General features: G+C 73.7%; 19 protein-coding genes. 6 read left to right on the plus strand and 13 right to left on the minus strand.

What is annotated here, in order from left to right:
• Window positions 1-30: 30 nt before the first annotated feature.
• Window positions 31-618: a nucleoside/nucleotide kinase family protein gene (locus CLT75_RS14250; protein ID WP_486485177.1), complete on the plus strand. Its 588-nt coding sequence runs from the start codon at window positions 31-33 to the stop codon at window positions 616-618.
• 8 nt (window positions 619-626) lie between these two features.
• On the opposite strand, the gene CLT75_RS14255 is transcribed toward CLT75_RS14250, so the two are convergent.
• From CLT75_RS14255 to CLT75_RS14270, 4 genes are all read right to left on the minus strand, one after another.
• Entirely contained in the window at window positions 627-2,828 is a 2,202-nt protein-coding gene (locus CLT75_RS14255) for a transglycosylase domain-containing protein (RefSeq protein ID WP_486485178.1), read from the minus strand.
• Window positions 2,829-2,918: 90 nt separating this feature from the next.
• Window positions 2,919-3,722, minus strand: coding sequence for a hypothetical protein (locus CLT75_RS14260; protein ID WP_135241105.1), 804 nt, complete (start codon window positions 3,720-3,722; stop codon window positions 2,919-2,921).
• A gap of 128 nt (window positions 3,723-3,850) precedes the next feature.
• Window positions 3,851-4,957 carry an SPFH domain-containing protein gene (locus CLT75_RS14265; RefSeq protein WP_135241106.1) on the minus strand — a complete coding sequence of 369 codons (1,107 nt, stop codon included), beginning with the start codon at window positions 4,955-4,957 and terminating at the stop codon, window positions 3,851-3,853.
• A gap of 5 nt (window positions 4,958-4,962) precedes the next feature.
• Complete coding sequence (locus CLT75_RS14270) at window positions 4,963-5,436, minus strand: NfeD family protein (protein ID WP_120568994.1); 474 nt, start codon at window positions 5,434-5,436, stop codon at window positions 4,963-4,965.
• Window positions 5,437-5,534: 98 nt separating this feature from the next.
• Between CLT75_RS14270 and CLT75_RS14275 the strand changes: the two genes are divergently transcribed.
• The gene (locus tag CLT75_RS14275) at window positions 5,535-6,845 is read left to right on the plus strand and encodes a serine hydrolase domain-containing protein (protein WP_135241107.1); all 1,311 of its coding nucleotides are present in this window, start codon (window positions 5,535-5,537) and stop codon (window positions 6,843-6,845) included.
• Between the two features lie 370 nt (window positions 6,846-7,215).
• On the opposite strand, the gene CLT75_RS14280 is transcribed toward CLT75_RS14275, so the two are convergent.
• Complete coding sequence (locus CLT75_RS14280; protein WP_135241108.1) at window positions 7,216-8,028, minus strand: DUF3097 domain-containing protein; 813 nt, start codon at window positions 8,026-8,028, stop codon at window positions 7,216-7,218.
• 161 nt (window positions 8,029-8,189) lie between these two features.
• Between CLT75_RS14280 and CLT75_RS14285 the strand changes: the two genes are divergently transcribed.
• Window positions 8,190-8,984, plus strand: coding sequence for a hypothetical protein (locus tag CLT75_RS14285; RefSeq protein WP_135241109.1), 795 nt, complete (start codon window positions 8,190-8,192; stop codon window positions 8,982-8,984).
• A 17-nt stretch (window positions 8,985-9,001) separates the two neighbouring features.
• On the opposite strand, the gene CLT75_RS14290 is transcribed toward CLT75_RS14285, so the two are convergent.
• The 7 genes from CLT75_RS14290 to CLT75_RS14320 all read right to left on the minus strand — a co-directional run bounded on the left by CLT75_RS14290 (window position 9,002) and on the right by CLT75_RS14320 (window position 15,943).
• Complete coding sequence (locus CLT75_RS14290) at window positions 9,002-9,781, minus strand: HAD-IIA family hydrolase (RefSeq protein ID WP_091048117.1); 780 nt, start codon at window positions 9,779-9,781, stop codon at window positions 9,002-9,004.
• A gap of 33 nt (window positions 9,782-9,814) precedes the next feature.
• The gene (locus tag CLT75_RS14295) at window positions 9,815-10,846 is read right to left on the minus strand and encodes a ferrochelatase (RefSeq protein ID WP_135241110.1); all 1,032 of its coding nucleotides are present in this window, start codon (window positions 10,844-10,846) and stop codon (window positions 9,815-9,817) included.
• Window positions 10,847-10,903: 57 nt separating this feature from the next.
• Window positions 10,904-11,671 (minus strand): enoyl-ACP reductase FabI, encoded by a 768-nt coding sequence (gene fabI, locus CLT75_RS14300; RefSeq protein WP_135241111.1) that lies wholly within the window; start codon window positions 11,669-11,671, stop codon window positions 10,904-10,906.
• 23 nt (window positions 11,672-11,694) lie between these two features.
• Window positions 11,695-12,399, minus strand: coding sequence for a beta-ketoacyl-ACP reductase (fabG, locus tag CLT75_RS14305; protein ID WP_135241112.1), 705 nt, complete (start codon window positions 12,397-12,399; stop codon window positions 11,695-11,697).
• 555 nt (window positions 12,400-12,954) lie between these two features.
• On the minus strand, window positions 12,955-13,905 hold the full coding sequence (locus tag CLT75_RS14310; RefSeq protein WP_013287373.1) for a VWA domain-containing protein: 951 nt from the start codon (window positions 13,903-13,905) through the stop codon (window positions 12,955-12,957).
• The gene (locus tag CLT75_RS14315) at window positions 13,902-14,858 is read right to left on the minus strand and encodes a DUF58 domain-containing protein (protein ID WP_135241113.1); all 957 of its coding nucleotides are present in this window, start codon (window positions 14,856-14,858) and stop codon (window positions 13,902-13,904) included. Before CLT75_RS14315 ends, CLT75_RS14310 begins: the two co-directional genes overlap by 4 nt.
• The gene (locus tag CLT75_RS14320) at window positions 14,837-15,943 is read right to left on the minus strand and encodes an AAA family ATPase (RefSeq protein WP_135241114.1); all 1,107 of its coding nucleotides are present in this window, start codon (window positions 15,941-15,943) and stop codon (window positions 14,837-14,839) included. Before CLT75_RS14320 ends, CLT75_RS14315 begins: the two co-directional genes overlap by 22 nt.
• 254 nt (window positions 15,944-16,197) lie before the next feature.
• Between CLT75_RS14320 and CLT75_RS14325 the strand changes: the two genes are divergently transcribed.
• The 3 genes from CLT75_RS14325 (at window position 16,198) to CLT75_RS14335 (ending at window position 18,738) form a co-directional block, all read left to right on the plus strand.
• Complete coding sequence (locus CLT75_RS14325; protein ID WP_120568985.1) at window positions 16,198-16,407, plus strand: hypothetical protein; 210 nt, start codon at window positions 16,198-16,200, stop codon at window positions 16,405-16,407.
• 73 nt (window positions 16,408-16,480) lie between these two features.
• Complete coding sequence (locus CLT75_RS14330) at window positions 16,481-17,008, plus strand: PH domain-containing protein (protein WP_135241115.1); 528 nt, start codon at window positions 16,481-16,483, stop codon at window positions 17,006-17,008.
• 368 nt (window positions 17,009-17,376) lie between these two features.
• Window positions 17,377-18,738 (plus strand): PH domain-containing protein, encoded by a 1,362-nt coding sequence (locus CLT75_RS14335; protein WP_135244013.1) that lies wholly within the window; start codon window positions 17,377-17,379, stop codon window positions 18,736-18,738.
• Window positions 18,739-18,828: 90 nt separating this feature from the next.
• Here the strand turns inward: CLT75_RS14335 and CLT75_RS14340 are convergent, their stop codons facing one another.
• Entirely contained in the window at window positions 18,829-19,896 is a 1,068-nt protein-coding gene (locus tag CLT75_RS14340) for a phosphatase PAP2 family protein (RefSeq protein ID WP_135241116.1), read from the minus strand.
• Window positions 19,897-19,971: the final 75 nt, after the last annotated feature.

Genomic DNA, 19,971 nt, shown 5'->3' on the forward strand with positions numbered 1-19,971 from the left:
GGTTGTCCGGGTGCGTTAGCGTCCGGGGCTGTGGGCCGCCCGGTGATGATCGCGCTGATCGGCGTGGACGGCTCCGGCAAGACCACCCAGGCCAGGGCGCTCGCGGCGCGGCTGTGTGAGCGGGGTGTCCGGGCGCGGTACTTCGAGAACGCCGGTGGGCGGCCGCTGTGGAACCGGCTGGCCCGGGCGCTCGGCCGCGCCGACGGGGTGGCGCTGTTCGGCCGTACCGTCTATCCGGTCCTGGAGGCGACGGTGCGCGCGGCGGCGATGGCCCGGACCGTCGCGGTGGCCCGCCTGACCGGACGGGTGGCGGTGCTGGACCGGTGGACCTGGTGCCAGGACGTGATCATGGCGGCCCGGGGCGACCGGGGACGGCACGTGGTGCGCGCCGTCTACGCGGTCTTCCCGCGCCCGGCGGTGGTGTGCTTCCTGGCCACCTCGCCCGAGGTGGCGCAGCGGCGGGTGGCCGCGCGGGGCATCGACACCGAGGAGCTGGCGCACCTGCGCGCGCTGGACGGCGCGTACCGGGCGCTGCCGGAGTTCGGCTCGTTCGTCACGCTCGACGGCGACGGCACCCCGGACGAGGTGGCCGCCGCCCTCGACGCGGCGGTGCGGTGAAAGGGCCGTTACCCGCGGCCGCGCAGCCAGCGCAGCACGTCGGAGGGCAGCTCGCTGTCCTGGCGCTGCTCGCGGCGGTCCGGCTCGGTCCGCCGGGGCGGCTGCGGGCGCTGCGGGTCGCCGACCAGCGCCCGGCTCGGCGCGGTGAAGCCGGCCACCGGCTTGCCGGTGAGCGCCGTCTTGATGGTCCGGGCCACCGCGTCGATCACCTTCGCCTGCACGGCGGAGCCGACCAGGTCGTTGACGTCGTCCGGGTTGGCGGCGATGCCGGCGACCGCGACCTGCGGGGTGTAGCCGACGAACGTCTCGGTGGCGTTGCGCTCCGAGCTGCCGGTCTTGCCGGCCACCGGGCGGCCGACGATCCGGTCGACGGCGGTGGCGGTACCGCCGTTGCACTGCTCGAACGCGGACTGCTGACCGACCGGGCAGCGGGCCGCGTCGGTGGCGGCACGGGCCACGTCCGGGTCGAGCACCCGCTTGCAGGACGGCTGCGCCACGTCGACGGCGTCGCCGTCGGGCGCGGTCACCGAGACCACCGGCAGCGGCGTGCAGTACGTGCCCTCGGCGGCCACCGTGGCGTACGCGTTCGCCAGGTCCAGCGGGGTCGTGGCGGCCACGCCGAGCGTGAACGCGCCCCAGTTGGCGGCGTTGTCGCGGGCGAACGCGGCATCGGAGTCGGCCCGGAAGGTGATGCCGAGGCGCTGGGCCATCTCCACCACCTTGTCCTCGCCGACCTGCTCGGCCAGCCAGACGAAGTACGTGTTGACGGACCGGCCGAAGCCGTCCCACATCATCCGGTAGCCGTCCATCCACTGCGGGTTGGCGTTCGCCGGGCACCACGTGCCGTCGCAGTTGCCCTCGTCGTCCGAGGCGTACCGGGTGGGCAGCCTGCTCGGGGCGTCGAAGCCGGTGGACAGCGGCTTGCCGGCCTCGAGCGCGGCCAGCATGGTGAACATCTTGAACGTCGAGCCGGCCTGGTAGCCGTCGACGCTGGCGCCACCGGAGATCAGCGGGTTGACCGTGTTCGGGTGGTTGGCCTGCCCGTCCGGGTTGGCGTCGAGGCTGTAGTGCCGGTTCACCGCCATGGCGAGCACCCGGCCGGTGCCGGGCTCGACCGCCGCGATCGGCAGCGCCCGCTTGTTGCCGTACCCGTAGACCTTGGTGGCCTGCTCCTGCGCGGTCTCCTGGATCTTCGGGTCCAGCGTGGTGACGACCCGGTAGCCGCCCCGGCGCAGCGCCTGCTCGCGCTCCTCGGGGGTGCTGCCGAAGGCCGGCTGGGTGACCCACCAGCGGCGCAGGTAGTCGCAGAAGAAGCCCCAGTCGTCGTGGCCCTGGGCGGTGGCGGTGCAGCCGTTGGGCTGGGCGGTCGGGCGCAGCTTCAGCGGCTCGGCCTTCGCGGCGGCGGCCTGCTGCGCGGTGATCGCGCCGGTCTCGGCCATGGCGTCGAGCACGTACCCCCGGCGGGTCAGCGCCTGGTCCTTGTCGCCGTCGATCGGGCTGTACGCGTCGGGCGACTGGACCAGGCCGGCGAGCAGCGCCGCCTCGCCCAGCGTCAGGTCGCCCGGGGCCTTGCCGAAGTAGCGCTGGCTCGCGGCGGCGACGCCGTACGCGCCGGAACCGAAGTACGCGATGTTGAGGTAACGGTTGAGGATCTCGTCCTTCGACAGCGACTGCTCCAGCGCGTTCGCGTACCGGATCTCCTGGAGCTTGCGCCCGACGGTCTGCTCGGTGGCCGCCTGCCGCTCCTCCGGGGTGCGGTTCGGGTCGGTCTTGAGCACGTTGCGGACGTACTGCATGGTCAGCGTGGAGCCGCCCTGCTCGGTGCCGCCGCCCTTGACGTTCGCCACCAGCGCGCGGGCGATGCCGCGCAGGTCAGCGCCGCCGTGCGAGTAGAACCGCCGGTCCTCGGCCGCGATGATCGCCTGCCGCATCACCGGGGCGATCTCGGCCAGCGGCACGTCGGTGCGGTTCACGTCGTAGAACGTGGTGATCAGCGTGGTGCCGTCGTTGGCGTAGAGGTAGGAGCGCTGCGGCTGCACGGGGGTGCGCAGCGCGTCGGGCAGGTCCGCGTACGCGCCGAGCGCGGCCCGGGCGGCGAACCCGCCGAGCAGGCCGCCGGGAAGCGCGGCGAGCGCGAGGACGAGCCCGGCGAGCAGGCCGGCCAGCAGCACGGTGAACAGCCGCGACAGCGGCGACCTGGGAGACGGCATGGACGCAAGGATTGCCACGAAAGCCGCCTACCGGCCACCTCGCCAGGCAACTGTCAGTTACTTCACGGCGACCGCCCAGCCGAGAAACGGTCAGCCCGCCCCGAGTGGGCCCTTCGGTGACGCGGGTGGCACCGGTGCGGCGGCGACGCTGGCCGCCGCGGCGTCCAGGGCGATCGTCTCGGGCACCAGGCGGCCGCTGCGGTAGCCGATGCCGATGCCGGAGACCAGCACGAAGATCGCACCGAACGTCTGGAGCGAGCCGATCAGCGCGCCGCCGAGCCCGAGCAGCGGGGCGGCGATCATCAGCATCGTCCCGTCGCCGTAGGAGAACATCCCGGACCGGGCGACCGACCAGCCGGTGAGGAACCAGCCCACGCTGTAGAGGGTGGCGCCGAACAGCACGATGCCCCGCGCGGTCACGCCGAACACCGGTGTCTGCTCGGCCAGCCCGGCGAACGGCAGCATCAGCACCATCCCGCCGATGCTCGCCAGCAGCCCGGCCAGTGCGACGCGGCGGCAGCGGGTGGCGGCGAGCAGGCCGGTGAGCGCGAGCAGGGCGAGCAGCCCGAGCCACACCGCTGCGACCCAGCCGACCAGGTAGAGCGGCCGGCCGTCGGCCGGGTACGGGTCGTTGCCCACGCCGCCGTCGCTGGCCATCGCCACCAGGCCGTAGAGGACCGCGTACGCCGGCAGCAGCCAGACCGCCGCGCGGGCGAACCGGCGGATCGACCAGGCCCAGGTCGCGTCGGTGGCCGGCGCACCGGGGCCGGGTTCGGAGACGAACGGCAGGACCCCGAAACCCCCTCCGGTACGCCGGGAGCCGATCGGCCCGGCGGGGTCGTGCGCGCCGGGGACCGGGGTACGGGAGAACAGCCGGTTGGCCGGGTCCTTCATGCCTCACCTCGTTCGCGCCGCGGGCGGCCCGGGACGCGCAACGGCGCTCCGGCCCTGCTCACCACCCGTCCTGAAACCGATGGTGGCAGCCGCCGGAGCGCCGTATGAGGGATTCTCGGATTTGCCGGTCAGCCCCGCTCGCGCTGGTCCGCCGGGTCGTTCACGAGGCTGGCCGGCGACACCGGCTCCGGCGCCGGCAGACCCTGCGGGGTGTTGCCGCCGGTGGCCTGCGCCTCGGCCACGCGTACCTCGTTGTGGATCTCCTGGGCGGCGATGGCCGCGGCCTCGGCGGCCTCGGCGGCCTCCCGCTCGACCTCGCCGGCGCTCTTGGCGGCCTCCGGCGATGGCTGGTCGCCGACCATGTTGGCCAGACCGCCCAGCGCGCCACCCATGCCCTCCAGGGCCTTGGTCAGCTCGGTCGGCACGATCCAGACCTTGTTCGCAGTGCCGTTGGCGATCTGCGGCAGCGCCTGGAGGTACTGGTAGGCCAGCACCTTCTGGCTCGGGTTGGCGGTGTGGATCGCGTCGAAGACGGTACGGATCGCCTTCGCCTGGCCCTCCGCCTGGAGGATCCGGGCCTGCCGGTCACCGTCGGCGCGCAGCACCGCGGCCTGCTTCTCACCCTCGGCGGTGAGGATCTGCGACTGCTTGTGCCCCTCGGCGTTGAGGATCGCGGCACGGCGGTCCCGCTCGGCGCGCATCTGCTTCTCCATCGAGTCGCGGATGCTCGGCGGCGGCTCGATCGCCTTGATCTCGACCCGGGTCACCTTGATGCCCCAGCGGCCGGTGGTCTCGTCCAGCACGCCGGACAGGTGCCGGTTGATCTCCTCGCGGCTGGTCAGCGCGCGCTCCAGGTCGAGCGAGCCGATCACGTTACGCAGCGTGGTGACGGTGAGCTGCTCGATGGCCTGGAGGAAGTTGGAGATCTCGTAGGTGGCGCGAACCGAGTCGACCACCTTGAAGTAGAGAACCGTGTCGATCGAGACGACCAGGTTGTCGGAGGTGATCACCGGCTGGGGCGGGAAGCTGACCACCTGCTCGCGCATGTCGACCTTGGTACGCACCGCGTCGACGAACGGCACCAGCAGGTTGAGGCCCGGGTTCAGCGTGCGCTTGTACCGGCCGAGCCGCTCCACCACGTCCTGACGCTGCTGCGGCACGATCCGTACCGCCTTGAACAGCGTCACCACACCGATCAACGCCACCGCGATCATCAGGATCGCCAGAAACTCCATACCGTTCACCTTTTCGCTTCGGGCAGCTCGCCCGGGGTGGAAATGTCGTCCTGCCATACCAGGGCGGTAGCGCCCCGGACCTTGATCACCTGCACCCGCTCACCCTCGGCGTACGTGCGCGTCGCGTCGTACGAACGGGCCGTCCACAGCTCACCATCGATCTTGACCATGCCCCGGTCGGCGTCGACCGGCTCCAGGACCACAGCGGTGGCCCCTTCCAGCGCCTCGACCCCGAACGGCTGCTCACCGGTCTCCAGCGCCGGCCGGGCGTGCCGCCGGACCACCGGACGGACCACCGCCACCGACAGCGCCGACACCACCGCGAAGATCACCGCCTGGAGCGCCACCGGCGCACCGAGCGCCGCGGCGCCGGCGGCGGCGAACGCCCCGACCCCGAACATGATCAGGAAGAGCGTCGTCGTGAAGATCTCGGCGACCGCTAATACCACACCCAGAACGATCCAGAAGACGGCGTCCACGAGAACAATCCTGACACGTCAACGCACGTGTCATCGAACTGTCATGATCGCTAGGCTCGGCACGGCGTACCGCGCCGCCGGCCGACGAGGAGGACGACATGCCCCTGCTGCCCGAGACCGCGCGTCAGGTGGACCTGCTGGTCGCCCGGGCCCAAGCCGAGGGGCGGGGCCCCTCGCTCGCCCTCGGCGTGGTCCGCGACGGCCGGCTGGCGCACCTCGCGGTCGCCGGTGAGACGCCCCGCCCGGACGGCGACCTGCAGTACCGGGTCGGCTCGATCACCAAGACCATGACCGCGGTGCTGGTGATGCAGCAGCGCGACGCCGGGCGGCTGGCGCTGGACGACCCGCTCGACGCCCACCTGCCCGGCACCCCGGTCGGCGCGGTGACGGTGCGCCAGTTGCTCGGCCACGTCGGCGGCCTGCAACGCGAGCCGGACGGCGACTGGTGGGAACGCGCCGAGGGCATGGACCTGGACACGCTGCTGGCCGGGCTGACACCGGACAAGATCGCCTATCCGCCGCACTTCGTCTACCACTACTCGAACCTGGCGTACGGGCTGCTCGGCGCCGTGCTGGAACGGATCACCGGCACCCCGTGGGCGGACCTGCTGACCGAGCGGCTGCTGGCGCCGCTGGGCATGCGCCGCACCACGTACCACCCCACCGAGCCGTACGCCAACGGCTACATCGTCCACCCCTGGCACGAGACGCTGCGGGAGGAGCCGCGTACCGACACCGGGGCGATGGCCCCGGCCGGGCAACTCTGGTCGACGGTCGAGGACCTGGGCCGCTGGGCGGCGTTCCTGGCCGACCCGGACCCGGCGCTGCTCTCCCCCGCCACACTCACCGAGATGTGCGCCCCCGTGGTCATCAACGACCTGGACTCGTGGACCGGCGGGCACGGCCTCGGCATCGAGCTCTACCGGGTCGGCGACCGGGTGTACGTGGGGCACGGCGGCTCCATGCCCGGGTACGTCGCCGGCCTGGCCGTGCACCGGCCCACCCGCACCGCCGTGGTCAACTTCGCCAACTCGTACGGGCTGCGCGGCCACCACATCGGCGCGCTCGGCCGCGAGGCGCTCACGCTGGTGCTGGACGCCGAACCGGCCGCGCCCGCGCCCTGGCGCCCGGCCGACCCGCCCGCCGCCGACGTGGCCGCGCTGACCGGCCGCTGGTGGTGGATGGGCGGCGAGTACGAGTTCCGCGTCGACGCCGCCGGTGACCTGGTCGGCGGTCAGGTGGGCAGGCCGCTGCTCCGGTTCACCCCGGAGGGCCCGGACCGGTGGCGGGGCCGCTCCGGCTCCCAGGACGGCGAGATCCTCACGGTGATCCGCGACGGTTCCGGCACCCCGACAGCCCTCGACATAGCGACTTTCGTCCTGACCCGCTCCCCCGACCAGGCCCCATAACCCCGCTGCCCGCCCCCCGCCCTCGTCCCCGCCCTCGCCCTCGCCCCCGCCGATCTTGCACTTGCGGCCCTCACTTCGCCCCATATGCCCGATCCAAACGGACCACACCTGCAAGATCAACGCGCCCCCGCCACCCCACCCCGGTGATCAAGGAGTTTGTGTCGGCGTTGATCTCCGATATGCCCACAAACTCCTTGATCAACCAGGCGAGGACGACCGGGGACGGGGACGGGGGGTCGGGGCGGGCGGAGGTGGTGCACGGCGGGTCCGGGGGCGACCGTGACCGGCGCAGGGATCAAGCCTGACCGCCCGGAGCCGGGCACGGTCACCCCCGGACACCAACCGCGACCACAGCCCGGAGAGCGACCACTCACCCAGGCTCGGTGACGAAATCGATCAGGCGCTCCATCGCGTTGATCAGCGGCGTCTCCACGTCGGCGAAACTGTCCACCCGGGACAGGATGTGCCGCCACATGTCCGCCGGCTCACCCACCCCGAGCGCCGCGCAGACGCCCTCCTTCCAGGGCTGTCCGGGCGGGACCACGGGCCACGCCGCGATGCCGAGCGCGGCCGGGCGTACCGCCTGCCACACGTCGACGTACGGGTGACCGGTCACCAGCACGTGCGGCGAGTTCACCCGGGCCACGATGCGGCTCTCCTTCGAGCCGGGTACGAGGTGGTCGACGAGCACACCGAGGCGGCGACCCGGGCCGGGCGCGAACGCGCGTACCTCGTCGGCGAGCGCGTCGATGCCGTCCAGCGGTTCCACCACCACGCCTTCGACGCGCAGGTCGTCGCCCCAGATCCGCTCGACCAGCGCGGCGTCGTGCACGCCCTCGACCCAGATCCGGCTGGCCTTGGCGACCTGCGCCCGTACGCCGTCCACAGCGATCGACCCGGACGCGGTACGGCGGCGCGCGGCGGGCACCGGCGCGCGGGCCGGGCGTCGCAGCGTGACCGGCCTGCCGTCGAGCAGGAAAGCGGCGGGCAGCAGCGGGAAGTTGCGCCGCCGCCCGTGCCGGTCCTCCAGCACGACAGCGCCGGAGTCGAAGCCGACCACGGCGCCGCAGAACCCGGAGTCGGCGTCCTCGACCACCAGGTCGGGTTCGGCGTCGACCTCGGGGGTGACCTTCCGTCGTCGCCAGTCGCCGGCCAGCACGTCCCCGTCGTATCGCCCCGCCATGCCGCTGACGCTAACCAGGACCCCGGCGTGTCGCTCGGCGACGCGCCGACCGGGCCGTCATCCGTCGGCACGAAACGGTGCGAAGGGGGTAGTTGGGGCCAGGTCGCGCCGCCGGAGCGGCAGCCGAGACAGCAGCGGCGCGGAGCACGTACCCTTTCCGCATGTCCTCCCCCGCAACGGGCGCGGCCACACTGGCTCCGCGCCGGTCGAGCCGGTTCGTCGCCTGGGTGCGTGCCTGGCGAGCCGGTCTGGTGCCCTTCGACGAGGTGGCCGACGCCGTCGCCGGCGACGAGGAGCACCTCGTCGCCGACGCCCCCGGCACCTGGACCGACGTGTCGCTGCGGGAGGCGCTGCCCAGCCTCGCCAAGCATTCACCCGACGACATCCGCCTGGTGCTGCCCGCGCCCGGTGACCCGCGCGGCCTGCCCGGTCCGGGCGCGTTCGCCGGGGCGGCGCTGGTGGCGGGCGAGGCTGTGGTGGCGAGCGGGATGGGGCTGGTGCCCGAGGTCCGTACGCACACGTCCGGCTCGGGGATGACCTGGGAGACGGTGCTCTGGCGCGTCCATCCGCTGCCGGCGGACGCGCCGAAGGCGTCCCTCACCACGCCCGGTGCGGCGGAGGCCGAGGCCGAACTGGCCGCCGTGCTCGCCGAGACCACCGCCACGCTGACCCGGCTGGACGTCGCGCAGTGGCGGCCCGAACTCGCCGGGGCGCTCGCCGCGCTGCGCCGGCCGGACGGCGCCACCGACCTGCCGCCCGGCTTCGACCCGCGCGCCCGCCGCCTGTTCGCCCGCGCCGCCGTACTGGATCGGGTGCTCGCGCTGGCCGGGGAGAGCGCGCCCGGCGGCGCGGTCAACACCTACGAGGCGCAGCAGCGGGACGCGGCACTGCGGCCGCTGACCACCGCGTGCCGGCAGGCCCTGGTGGCCGCCTGCAACGCGCCGCTGCGACTCTAGAGCCGCAGACCCCCGGCTCAGACCTCGTCGATCAGGTCGGCCACCGAGTCGACGATCCGCGACGGACGGTACGGGTACCGCTCGGCCTCGGTCCGGCTGCTGATGCCGGTGAGCACCAGGATCGTCTCCAGTCCGGCCTCCAGGCCGCACAGGATGTCGGTGTCCATCCGGTCGCCGATCATCGCGGTCGACTCGGAGTGCGCGTCGATGGTGTTCAGCGCCGAGCGCATCATCATCGGGTTGGGCTTGCCGACGAAGTACGGGTCGACACCTGTCGCCTTCGAGATCATCGCCGCCACCGAGCCGGCCGCCGGCAGCGCACCCTCCATCGACGGGCCGGTGGCGTCCGGGTTGGTGCAGATGAATCGCGCGCCGTCGTTGATCAGCCGGATCGCCTTGGTTATCGCCTCGAAGCTGTAGGTGCGCGTCTCCCCCAGCACCACGTAGTCCGGGGCGAAGTCGCTGAGCACGTACCCCACCGCGTGCAGCGCCGTGGTCAGGCCGGCCTCACCGATGACGTACGCGGTGCCGCCCGGCCGCTGGTCGGCCAGGAACTGGGCGGTGGCCAGCGCGGACGACCAGATCGCCTCCTCCGGCACGTCCAGCCCCATCCGGGCCAGCCGGGCCTGCAGGTCGCGCGGGGTGTAGATGGAGTTGTTCGTCAGCACCAGGAACGGCTTGCCCGAGGCGCGCAGCTTCTTGACGAACTCCGGGGCGCCGGGCACCGGCTGCCCCTCGTGCACCAGCACGCCGTCCATGTCGGTGAGCCAGCTCTGCACCGGCTTGCGGTCAAGCATCGTGTCGTCCCCAGGGGTGTCGTCGGGTCGGGCTCAGGGCCGGCGGGCCGGGGGCACGCAGCACAGCGCCGGGCAGGTGTCCCAGGCCGGCAGTTCGCCGAGACGGCGGCGCAGCCGCTCCCCGTCCGGGGCGGTGCGCTCCAGCACCAGCTCGCGGACCATCGCCACGAACCGCGGGTCGACCCCGGGCGTGCCGGCCCGGACGAAGTCCAGGCCGAGCTGCTTGGCCGTCTCCAGCGCCTCGGTGTCCAGGTCCCACACCACTTCCAGGTGGTCGGAGACGAAGCCGATCGGGCTGACCACCACGCTGGTCACACCCTGCTCGGGCAGCGTGGCCAGGTGGTCGTTGACGTCCGGCTCCAGCCACGGCACCTGCGGCGGCCCGGACCGGCTCTGCCAGACCAGGTCGTACGCCAGGTCGGGTGCGGCCGCCGCGTGCACCAGCCGGGCGACCTCCTCGAGTTGGGCGGTGTAGCGGCCGCCGTGCGGCCCGGCGCTGGCGGCCGCCGACATCGGTACGGAGTGCGCGGTGAAGACCAGCCGGGTGCTGTCCCGCTTCGCCGGGTCGAGCTGGGCCAGCGCGGCACGGACCGCGTCGGCGTGCGGCTCGATGAAGCCGGGGTGGTCCCAGAACTGACGCAGCTTCTCGATCAGCGGGGCGTCCGGGCCGACAGCGGCGCGGGCCGAGGCGATGTCCTCCTGGTACTGCCGGCAGGACGAGTAGCCGCCGTAGGCGCTGGTGACGAACGCCAGCGCCCGGGTGATCCCGTCGTCGCGCATCCGCGCCACCGTGTCGGCGAGCATCGGATCCCAGTTGCGGTTGCCCCAGTAGACCGGCAGGTCGACGCCGTTGGCGGCGAAGTCCTCGCGGATCGCCGCGAGCAGGTCACGGCACTGCTGGTTGATCGGCGACACCCCGCCGAAGTGCAGGTAGTGCTCGGCGACCTCGGCCAGCCGGTCCGGCGGCACCCCCCGCCCCCGGGTCACGTTCTGCAGGAACGGGAGAACGTCCTCGGGCCGCTCCGGACCGCCGAAGGAGACCAGCACCAACGCGTCGTACGCCATGGGGACCATTGTCCCTCGCGGCCCGGGGCGGCGCGGCGGCCACCCCGGGTCCGGGTGTCAGGCGCCGATGGCGTGGTAGCCGCCGTCGACGTGGACGATCTCGCCGGTGGTGGCCGGGAACCAGTCGGACAGCAGCGCCAGGCAGGCCCGCGCGGCGGGCTCCTGGTCGGTGAGGCTCCAGCCCAGCGGTGCCCGCTCGGTCCAGGCGTCCTCGAACTGGTCGAAGCCGGGGATGGACTTGGCCGCGATGGTGCGCAGCGGGCCGGCGGCGACGAGGTTGCTGCGGATGCCCTGCTTGCCCAGGTGCAGCGCCAGGTAGCGGGAGGCGGACTCCAGCCCGGCCTTGGCCACGCCCATCCAGTCGTAGACCGGCCACGCCTTGGTGGCGTCGAACGTGAGGCCCACCACGGCGCCACCGGCGGACATCAGCGGCAGCGCGGCCATCGCGAGGGACTTGTACGAGTAGGTGGAGACCTGGAGCGCGGTGGCCACGTCCGCCCAGGGGGCGTCGAGGAAGCCGCCGCCGAGGCAGCTCTGCGGGGCGAACCCGATCGAGTGCACCACGCCGTCGAGGCCGTCGACGTGCTCGCGCACCTTGTCGGCGAGCCCGGCCAGGTGCTCCTCGTTCGTGACGTCCAGCTCGATCACGGGCGCCGGCTCGGGCAGCCGCTTGGCGATCCGCTCCACCAGGGAGAGCCGGCCGTAGCCGGTGAGCACGACCTGGGCGCCGTTCTCCTGGGCGAGCTTCGCCACCGAGAAGGCGATCGACGCGTCGGTGATGACGCCTGTGACAAGCAGCCGCTTACCGGCGAGAAGTCCGGACATTGCGTGTCTCCTCCGTGCTCTGCTCAGTGACCCATGCCGAGGCCGCCGTCGACCGGGATGACGGCGCCGGTGACGTATCCGGCCGCGTCCGAGGCGAGCCAGGTGACGACACCGGCGACCTCGTCCGGGGTGGCCATCCGCCCGGCCGGGATCGACTTGCGGATCTCCGCCTTGCGCTCCTCGGGCAGGCCGGCGGTCATGTCGGTGTCGATGAAGCCGGGTGCCACCACGTTCGCGGTGATGTTGCGGGCGCCCAGCTCGCGGGTGATCGAGCGGGCCACGCCGACCAGGCCGGCCTTGCTGGCCGCGTAGTTGACCTGGCCCGCGCCGCCGGAGAGACCGACCACCGAGGAGATGAAGATCATCCGCCCCCAGCGGCCGCGGAGCATCTTCGTCGAGGCCCGCTTGGCGACCCGGAACGAGCCGGTCAGGTTGGTGTCGAGGACGCGGGCGAACTGCTCCTCGGACATCCGCATGATCAGCGTGTCGTCGGTGATGCCGGCGTTGGCGACGAGCACCTCCACCGGGCCGAGTTCGGCCTCGATCGTGGTGAACGCGGCGTCGACCGACTCGGCGTCGGTCACGTCACACCGCACGCCGAACAGGCCGTCCGGGGCCTCGCCGCTGCGGTAGGTGACGGCCACCCGGTCGCCCTGCTTGGCGAACGCCTGCGCGATGGCCAGGCCGATCCCCCGGTTCCCGCCGGTCACCAGCACGGTTCGGGCCACGGATCCCCCTCTGCTCCAGTGATCTCTCGGTCGGTCGGAGCCTAGGGGTTACCGACAGGTAAGCGCTAACCCGCGCAGGTCACAGCGCCGCTCCAACCGGGGTCCGCGGGACCGGCGGCCGCGCGCGCGACACCCACACCCCCGGTGTACGATGATCGCGTCTGCGGGCCGGTCTGTGCCCGCGCCGGGCCCCGCCGACTACAGGAGGTGATCGCTGTGCGAGATAGCGATCCTCCCAGTCGTGGCCGGGCCCATCGTCAGCCCCGCTGAGCCACGGCTCGGTCGACGCGGCTGACCCGCTTCCCGCCCTCCGCACCGCATCCGCTTCCCGGCAAGCACGCCGGGTGTGGCCTGCCGCGCGGCGGAGCACCCGGTCACGACTTCGTGCGCGTACGCCCCGACCCCCCACGGCCCGCACCGGGCCGACCGTCGCCACGGAGCACACCCATGAGCCGTTACGTCGCCCCACTGGGCTTCACCCTCGCCGCCGTCTGGGTGGCCGTCCTGTTCGTGCTGGCCGGCGGCGGTCACTGACCACCGCCGGCCGGTTCCGGCTCACACCAGCCGGGACGTCCAGAGCAGACTCAGCCCGCCCGCGCACAGCGCCAGCAGCAACGCGATCCCCGCGTACCACTGGGTGATCTCGCGCGGCTCGGTCCGGTAGCCGATCGAGCTGCCCATGTCCTGGTAGACCTGCTTCAGTTCGCTGGCCGACGCGGCCTCGTAGAAGAAGCCCTGCGTGGTCTCCGCGAGCTGGGACAGCGCGGTGCGGTCCACCGGCACCCGCTGGAGCTGCCCGCCGATGTCGACCTGCCCCGAGTCGGTGCCGAACGCGATGGTGGACACCGGCACGTTCGCCGCCTGCGCCGCCGCGGCGGCCTCCTCGACCGAGCGGCCCGACGTGCGGTAGCCGTCGGACAGCAGCACGATCCGGGCCGGCGGGATGCCGGCGGCGCCGTCGGCCGGCACCGAGCGGATCGCCTCCAGGCAGGTGAAGACCGCCTCGCCGGTGGCGGTCGCCTCGGCCAGCACCAGCCCGTCGATCGCGGTGGTGACGGCGGCCCGGTCCTTCGTCGGCGGCACCAGCACGTTCGCCGACTTGGCGAACGAGACGAGCCCCAGGTTGTAGCTCTCCGGCAGCTCGCCGACGAACTGCTTCGCCGCCTCCTGCGCCGCCTCCAGGCGGTTCGGCGACACGTCGTCGGCCTGCATCGACAACGACACGTCGATGGCGAGCATCACGGTGGCCCGCTCCAGCGGCTCGCGGGTGTCGATCGCCGGGCGGGCCAGCCCGGTCGCCAGCACCAGCAGGCAGAGCAGGAACGCGGTCGCCGCGACGTGCCGCCGCCAGCCCAGTCCCTTGGGCGCGACGGTACGCAGCAGGTCGACGTTGGTGAACCGCAGCGCGTACTGCCTGCGGTGCAGTTGCCGCCAGACGTACGCGGCGGCGAGGGCGAGCACCGGCAGCACGGCGAGCAGCCACCACGGTTGCAGAAAACGGATCATCGAGTCGTCCCTCGGGTGCGGGCGTGCCGCTGCGCGGCGACGAAACGCACCATGTCCAGCAGCCAGTCTCGGTCGGTACGCAGACGCAGGTGGGCCGCGCCCGCGGCGCGCAGCTCGGCGGCGATCGCCCCGCGCTGGGCGGCCGCCGCCTCGGCGTACCGGCGGCGCAGGCCCGGGTCGGCGGTCTGCACCTCGTGCAGTTCCCCGCTCTCCGGGTCGACCACCGGCAGCACCCCCACGTCGGGCAGTTCCAGTTCCCGCGGATCGACCACCTCGACGGCGAGCACGTCGTGGCGGACCCGCAGCTTACGCAGCGGCCGGCCCCACTGCTGCGGCGGCGCGAGGAAGTCGGAGATCACCACCGCGACGCCGCGCCGCCGGGGCGGCCGGTTGAGCATGTCGACGAGCGCGCCGAGGTCGCTGCGGCCGGGCCGGATCTCGGCGCCCGCCACCGCCCGCAGCAGCCCCTGGGCCTCCTTGCGGCCGGAGCGGGCGGGCAGCCGCAGCATCGTCCCCGGTCCACCGGCCCCGCCGGTGCCGACGACGGCGCCGATCCGGTTGCCGCCCCGCACGGTCAGGTGGGCCAGCGCGGCGACCGCGGCCACCGCCACGTCCCGCTTGAGCCACCGCCCGGTGCCGAAGTCCAGGCTGGCCGACATGTCGACAGCCAGCCAGGTCTCCAGTTCACGGTCGGCCACCGTACGCCGGACGTGCGGCATGGTGGTGCGGGCGGTGACCGGCCAGTCCATCCGGCGCACGTCGTCGCCGGGCCGGTACTCCCGGGACTCCCCCGCCTCGCTGCCCGGTCCGGGCAGCAGCCCGGCGTAGTCGCCCTGGAGCAGCCCGTCCAGCTTCCGGGTGACCATGAGCTGGAGCCGGGCCAGCACGGCCCCGGAGCGGTCGCCGGCGGCGCTCAGCGGGGTGGGCGAGGTCACGGCCGCTGCCCGGGCCATCCGTTGTGCGGGACGGCCGGTGGCGGCGGTGTGGCCTGCTGGCGGGGCGCGACGGCGGGCAGCGGGATGGTCGACATCACCCGGTGCACGATGTGGTCGGCCGGTACGTCGTCGGCGAGCGCGTCGTAGCTGAGCACCAGCCGGTGGCGCAGGATGTCCGGCGCGATGTCCTGCACGTCCTGCGGCAGCGCGTAGTCCCGGCCGCGCAGCAGCGCCAGCGCGCGGGTGGCCCGGACCAGGCCGAGCGAGGCGCGCGGGCTGGCGCCGTACTGGATGAGCTGGGCGACGTCGGGCATGCCGTGCTCGGCCGGCGCCCGCGTGGCGAGCACCAGCCGGACCGCGTAGTCGACGAGCGCGTTGTGCACGAACACCTGGTCGGCCTTGTGCTGGAGGGCGACCAGGTCCGGGGTGTCGAACACCCGGGCCGGCTCGGGCGGGGCCACGCCCATCCGGTAGACGATCTCGCGCTCCTCGGCGTCCGTCGGGTATCCCACGACGATCTTCATGAGGAACCGGTCCCGCTGCGCCTCCGGCAGCGGGTAGACGCCCTCCTGCTCGATCGGGTTCTGGGTGGCCATGACCAGGAACGGGTCCGGCACCCGGTGGCTCTCGCCGCCGATGGAGACCTGCCGCTCGCTCATCACCTCCAGCAGCGCCGACTGCACCTTGGCGGGCGCGCGGTTGATCTCGTCGGCGAGCAGGAAGTTGACGAAGACCGGGCCCAGCTCGACGTCGAACTTCTCGCTGGACTGCCGGTAGATCCGGGTGCCCATGATGTCGGCGGGCACCAGGTCGGGGGTGAACTGGACCCGGGCGAACGAGCCGCCGACGACCCGGGCCAGGGTCTCCACGGCGAGCGTCTTGGCCACACCCGGCACGCCCTCCAGCAGGCAGTGCCCCCGGGCCAGCAGCGCGACGAACATCCGCTCGACCATCCGATCCTGGCCGACGATCACCCGCTTGGTCTCGAACAGCGCCCGCTCCAGCAGCGTGGCGTCCTGGGCCGGGGTGGTGCCCGCCGGGGGCGGCGCGTCCGGCGCCGCCTCGGTCGGGTTCGGCACGTCGGGTGTGGTCGGCTGGGCCACCGGTCCTCCACAGCAGGGTCGTCGTCGTGGCGTGGTGCGTATCAAGACTGTCATGCCTCGCTGAGAGCCGAGGGTGGGAGAGGCACGATTTTCGCCGCGCCGTCCCACCACACCGTCCCGCCGCGCGGGAAACGCTGAACACGGGTGGACAACAAGGGGTCCGCAGTGTGTACGATTCACCCCGTCGCCGGGCGGCTCCCCCCGTGGCCGCCCGGCGCTAAAACTCCCGGCGTGCGGCCTCTAGACTCGCCCCGGTGACGACTCCCACCACCCCGGACGAGACGCTGATCTGCTCGGCGCGGGGGTGTCGCGCGCCCGCCGCCTTCCAGCTCCGCTGGCACAATCCCCGCCTGCACGCGCCGGACCGGCGCAAGACCTGGCTGGCCTGCCCGGAGCACCGCGGCTCACTCGGTGACTTCCTCGAGGCACGCGGCTTCCTCCGCGAGGTGGTCCCGCTTCCCTGATCGCCTACGCTCGAAGCGTGAGCGAGCAGATGACCCGAGCCCGTACCGGCGGCGAGCACCGCAGGTCCTCCCGGTGAGCGGTGACGGCCCCGCCGGCCTCCCGCCCGCCTCGCGCAGCGCGCTGGAGCCCTGGCCGGACACGGTCCGCTGGCAGCCGATCTCCCGCGACCTGATCTGGGTGGAGCTGATCCGGCTCGGCATCGGGCTGGCGGTGGCGCTCGTGGTGCTCGGCGTTGCCTGGGCGCTGTCCGGGCACTGGCTGCTCGGCGCCGCCGTCGGCGTGGCGCTGCTGCTGGGCGTCTGGCGGTCCGTCACCATCGTGCGCGCGGTCCGCGCCTGGGGGTACGCCGAGCGCGACGACGATCTGCTCGTGCGCCACGGCCTGCTGGTGCGGCGGTTGTCCATCGTGCCGTACTCGCGGATGCAGTTCGTCGATGTGAGCGCCGGTCCGCTGGAGCGCGCGTTCGACCTCGCCACCGTGCAATTGCATACGGCCGCCGCCGCGAGCGACGCCCGGGTGCCCGGCCTGCGCCCGGCCGAGGCGTCCCGGCTGCGCGACCGGCTGACCGCGCTGGGCGAGGACCGGGCGGAGGGCCTGTGAGCGAACGGAGCGACTCCGGCGCCCCGCCGCCCCCCGACGACCGGCCGGAGCCGACCCCCGGCCCGCCCGCGCCGGCCGACGCGGCGCAGCCGCCGGCTCCGGCTCAGCAGCCCGCGCCGGGACTGGCGCCCGGGCCCGGGCAGTCGTCTGATCAGGGGCCACCCGCCGCGCCGGGGCAGCCGGCCAACGGGTATCCGTGGCCGCCGGCGCCGGGTTACGGGCCGCCGCCCGCCTACGGACCTCCGACCGGGTACGGGCCGCCGCACGGGTACGCACCGCCACCCGGCTTCGGGCAGCCCGGCTCGGCGGCACCCGGCTACGGGCCACCCGCCGGACCCGACGCGGCGCCCGGCCCGTGGCCCGCGCCGCTGCCGCCGTACCCGGGACCGTGGGGTCCGGCGGCCGGACCGCCCGGCGGCGAGGAGCCCCGGCAGCGGCTGCATCCGCTCAGCCCGGCGCTGCACGGCGCGAAGTCGCTGGTCGTGGTGATCGCCGGGCTCTCCTGGTCGACGCTGTCGCGGGTCGGGTTCGGCTGGTTCGCGGTGCTGGTCACCGTCTTCGTGCTCGGCGCCACCGTGCTGTCGGTGGTGAGCTGGTGGAACACCGGCTACCACCTGGTGGGCCGCGAGCTGCGGGTCTACGAGGGCCTGCTGTGGCGGCGTACCCGGGCCATCCCGCTGGAGCGGTTGCAGGCGGTGGAGGTGGTCCGGCCGCTGCTGGCCCAGCTCACCGGCCTGGCCGAGCTGCGGCTGGAGGTGGTCGGCGGGGGCAAGACCGAGGCGCCGCTCGCATACCTCAGCGTGGCCGAGGCGACCGCGCTGCGGCAGCGGCTGCTCGCTGTCGCCGGTCGCTCCGCCCCGGCGCCGGTTGCGGTGGCCGAGCCCGGCGCGCCGGTCGCGCCGGTGCCGGAGGGGCGCCGGCTGCACGCCGTCCGCAACCAGGACCTGCTGGTCAGCCAGTTGCTCACGCCGCAGGCGTTCCTGCTGCCGCTGGGTCTGGTGTTCGTCGGCGCCCAGTTCCTCTCCGAGGGCTCGTGGTCGTTCATCGCCGTGGCGAGCACGCTCACCGCGATGGCCGGTGTGGTGCTGCAACCGATCCGCCGCGTGCTCGACGACTGGAGCTTCCGGCTCGACCGGGACGACGGCACGCTGCGCGTGCACAACGGGCTGCTGGAGACGCGGATGCAGACCGTACCGCTGCACCGGGTGCAGACGGTGCGGGCGACCTGGCCGCTGCTGTGGCGAATGAAGGGGTGGCTGCGGCTGCGGCTGGAGGTGGCCGGCTACTCGGCCGGTGAGCCGGACGACCGCAACCGCCCGGACCGGCTGCTGCCGGTCGGCGACGCGGGCACCGGCGCAATGGTCGTGGCGGAGGTGCTGCCCGGCGTACGGCTGGACGCGCTGCCCGCCACGCCACCCCCGTCGCGGGCACGGTGGCTGCGACCGCTGAGCCGCAAGGTGGTCGGCGCCGGCCTCGACGAGCGGGTCTTCGTGGCCCGCTCCGGGCTGCTGACCCGCCGGTTGACGCTGGTGCCGTACGCCCGGATCCAGAGTGTGCGGGTCACGCGGGGCCCGGTGCAGCGGCTGCTGCGGCTGGCCACCGTGCACGCGGACACCGCCGGTGGGGCCGGGGCGGCGGCCGTCGACCGGGATCTGGCCGACGCGTGGGAGCTGGCGGCTGAGCTGACCGAGCGGTCGCGCGCCGCCCGCCGTACCGACAGCGGCCGCTGACCTCGGCGGCCGCGACGCCACGACGGGCGGCGCGGCGAACCACGGCGGCGCGGCAACGGCCCGGCCGCCCGTGACGGCGGTGGTGCGGGACTACCGGCGCTCGGCGGGCACCGCGTCCCGATCGGCGGCGGCGCCGTCCGGGAGGTCGGCGGCGGCGCCGTCGGCGGACGGCTCGCCTGCGGCGACGGCGGGCTCACCGGCCCGCCGGGCCTGCCGCGCCGCCCACCAGCGCTCGGCCAGGCCGACCACCAGGAACGTCATGCCCACGTACGCCCAGCCGACCAGCACGTCGATCAGGTAGTGCTCGCCGCTGTACATCAGCGTGAACGTCATGGCCAGCGGGTACGCCAGCATCAGCGGCCACCAGCGCTTCCGCACCGACCGCATGAAGAACAGCACCACGAACAGCGCGAACGCGGTGTGCAGCGACGGCATCGCGGCCACCGGGTTGGAGGCGATCTGCCCGGCGTTGAGCAGGTTGCCCGCGCCGTGCATGCCGATCTCCTTCCACCCCCGGGTGGAGATCCGCGCGACCTCGGTGAGCAGGCCGTTCTGCGCCGCCCACCACGGCGGCGCGGCCGGGTAGGCGAAGTAGGTGACCAGGCCGGCCGCGCACAGGAAGCCCCAGCGGGACATGTACGCGATCCAGCGCCGCCGGTTGCGCATCCACAGCACCGCGGCGGCGGCGAACGTCGCCACGAAGTGCGAGAAGTAGATCCAGCTCACCAGCACGTCCCACCAGCGCACCTCGGACGCGTCGTACAGGCGCTCCTGGAGCCAGATCGTCGGCACCTCGCCGCCGGTGAGCCATCCGGTGAGGAAGCGGTCGGCGACGATCAGTTCCATCGCGTGCGGGGTGGCGCCGTTGTCGGCGAACCCCCGGGACAGGTTGTACGCGGCCAGCAGCAGCACGACCGGGATCCAGTCCCGGGCGAACCGCAGGTGGCTGCGCCACGGGCGGGCCGAGTTCCACGCGATCGTGCCGGCCCAGATCCACAGGAACGCGTACGCCGGGTCGGTGGGCAGGCCGATGGCGAGCCAGGCGACGACGAAGGCGACGCCCCAGATGGTCATCGCGATCACACGGCGGCGCCCACCGTCGGGCGATTCGGTGGTCGCGTCGGGGGCGGGGGTCGGAGATTGTGTCAGCTCGGCCATCGCGGACAAGGTTAACGGCGGGCGACCGGCGGGCATGCGGGCGGGCGGTGACGACCGGACCGGTGGCGGCTCGGA

It is taken from the genome of Micromonospora sp. CNZ285 (assembly GCF_004637285.1).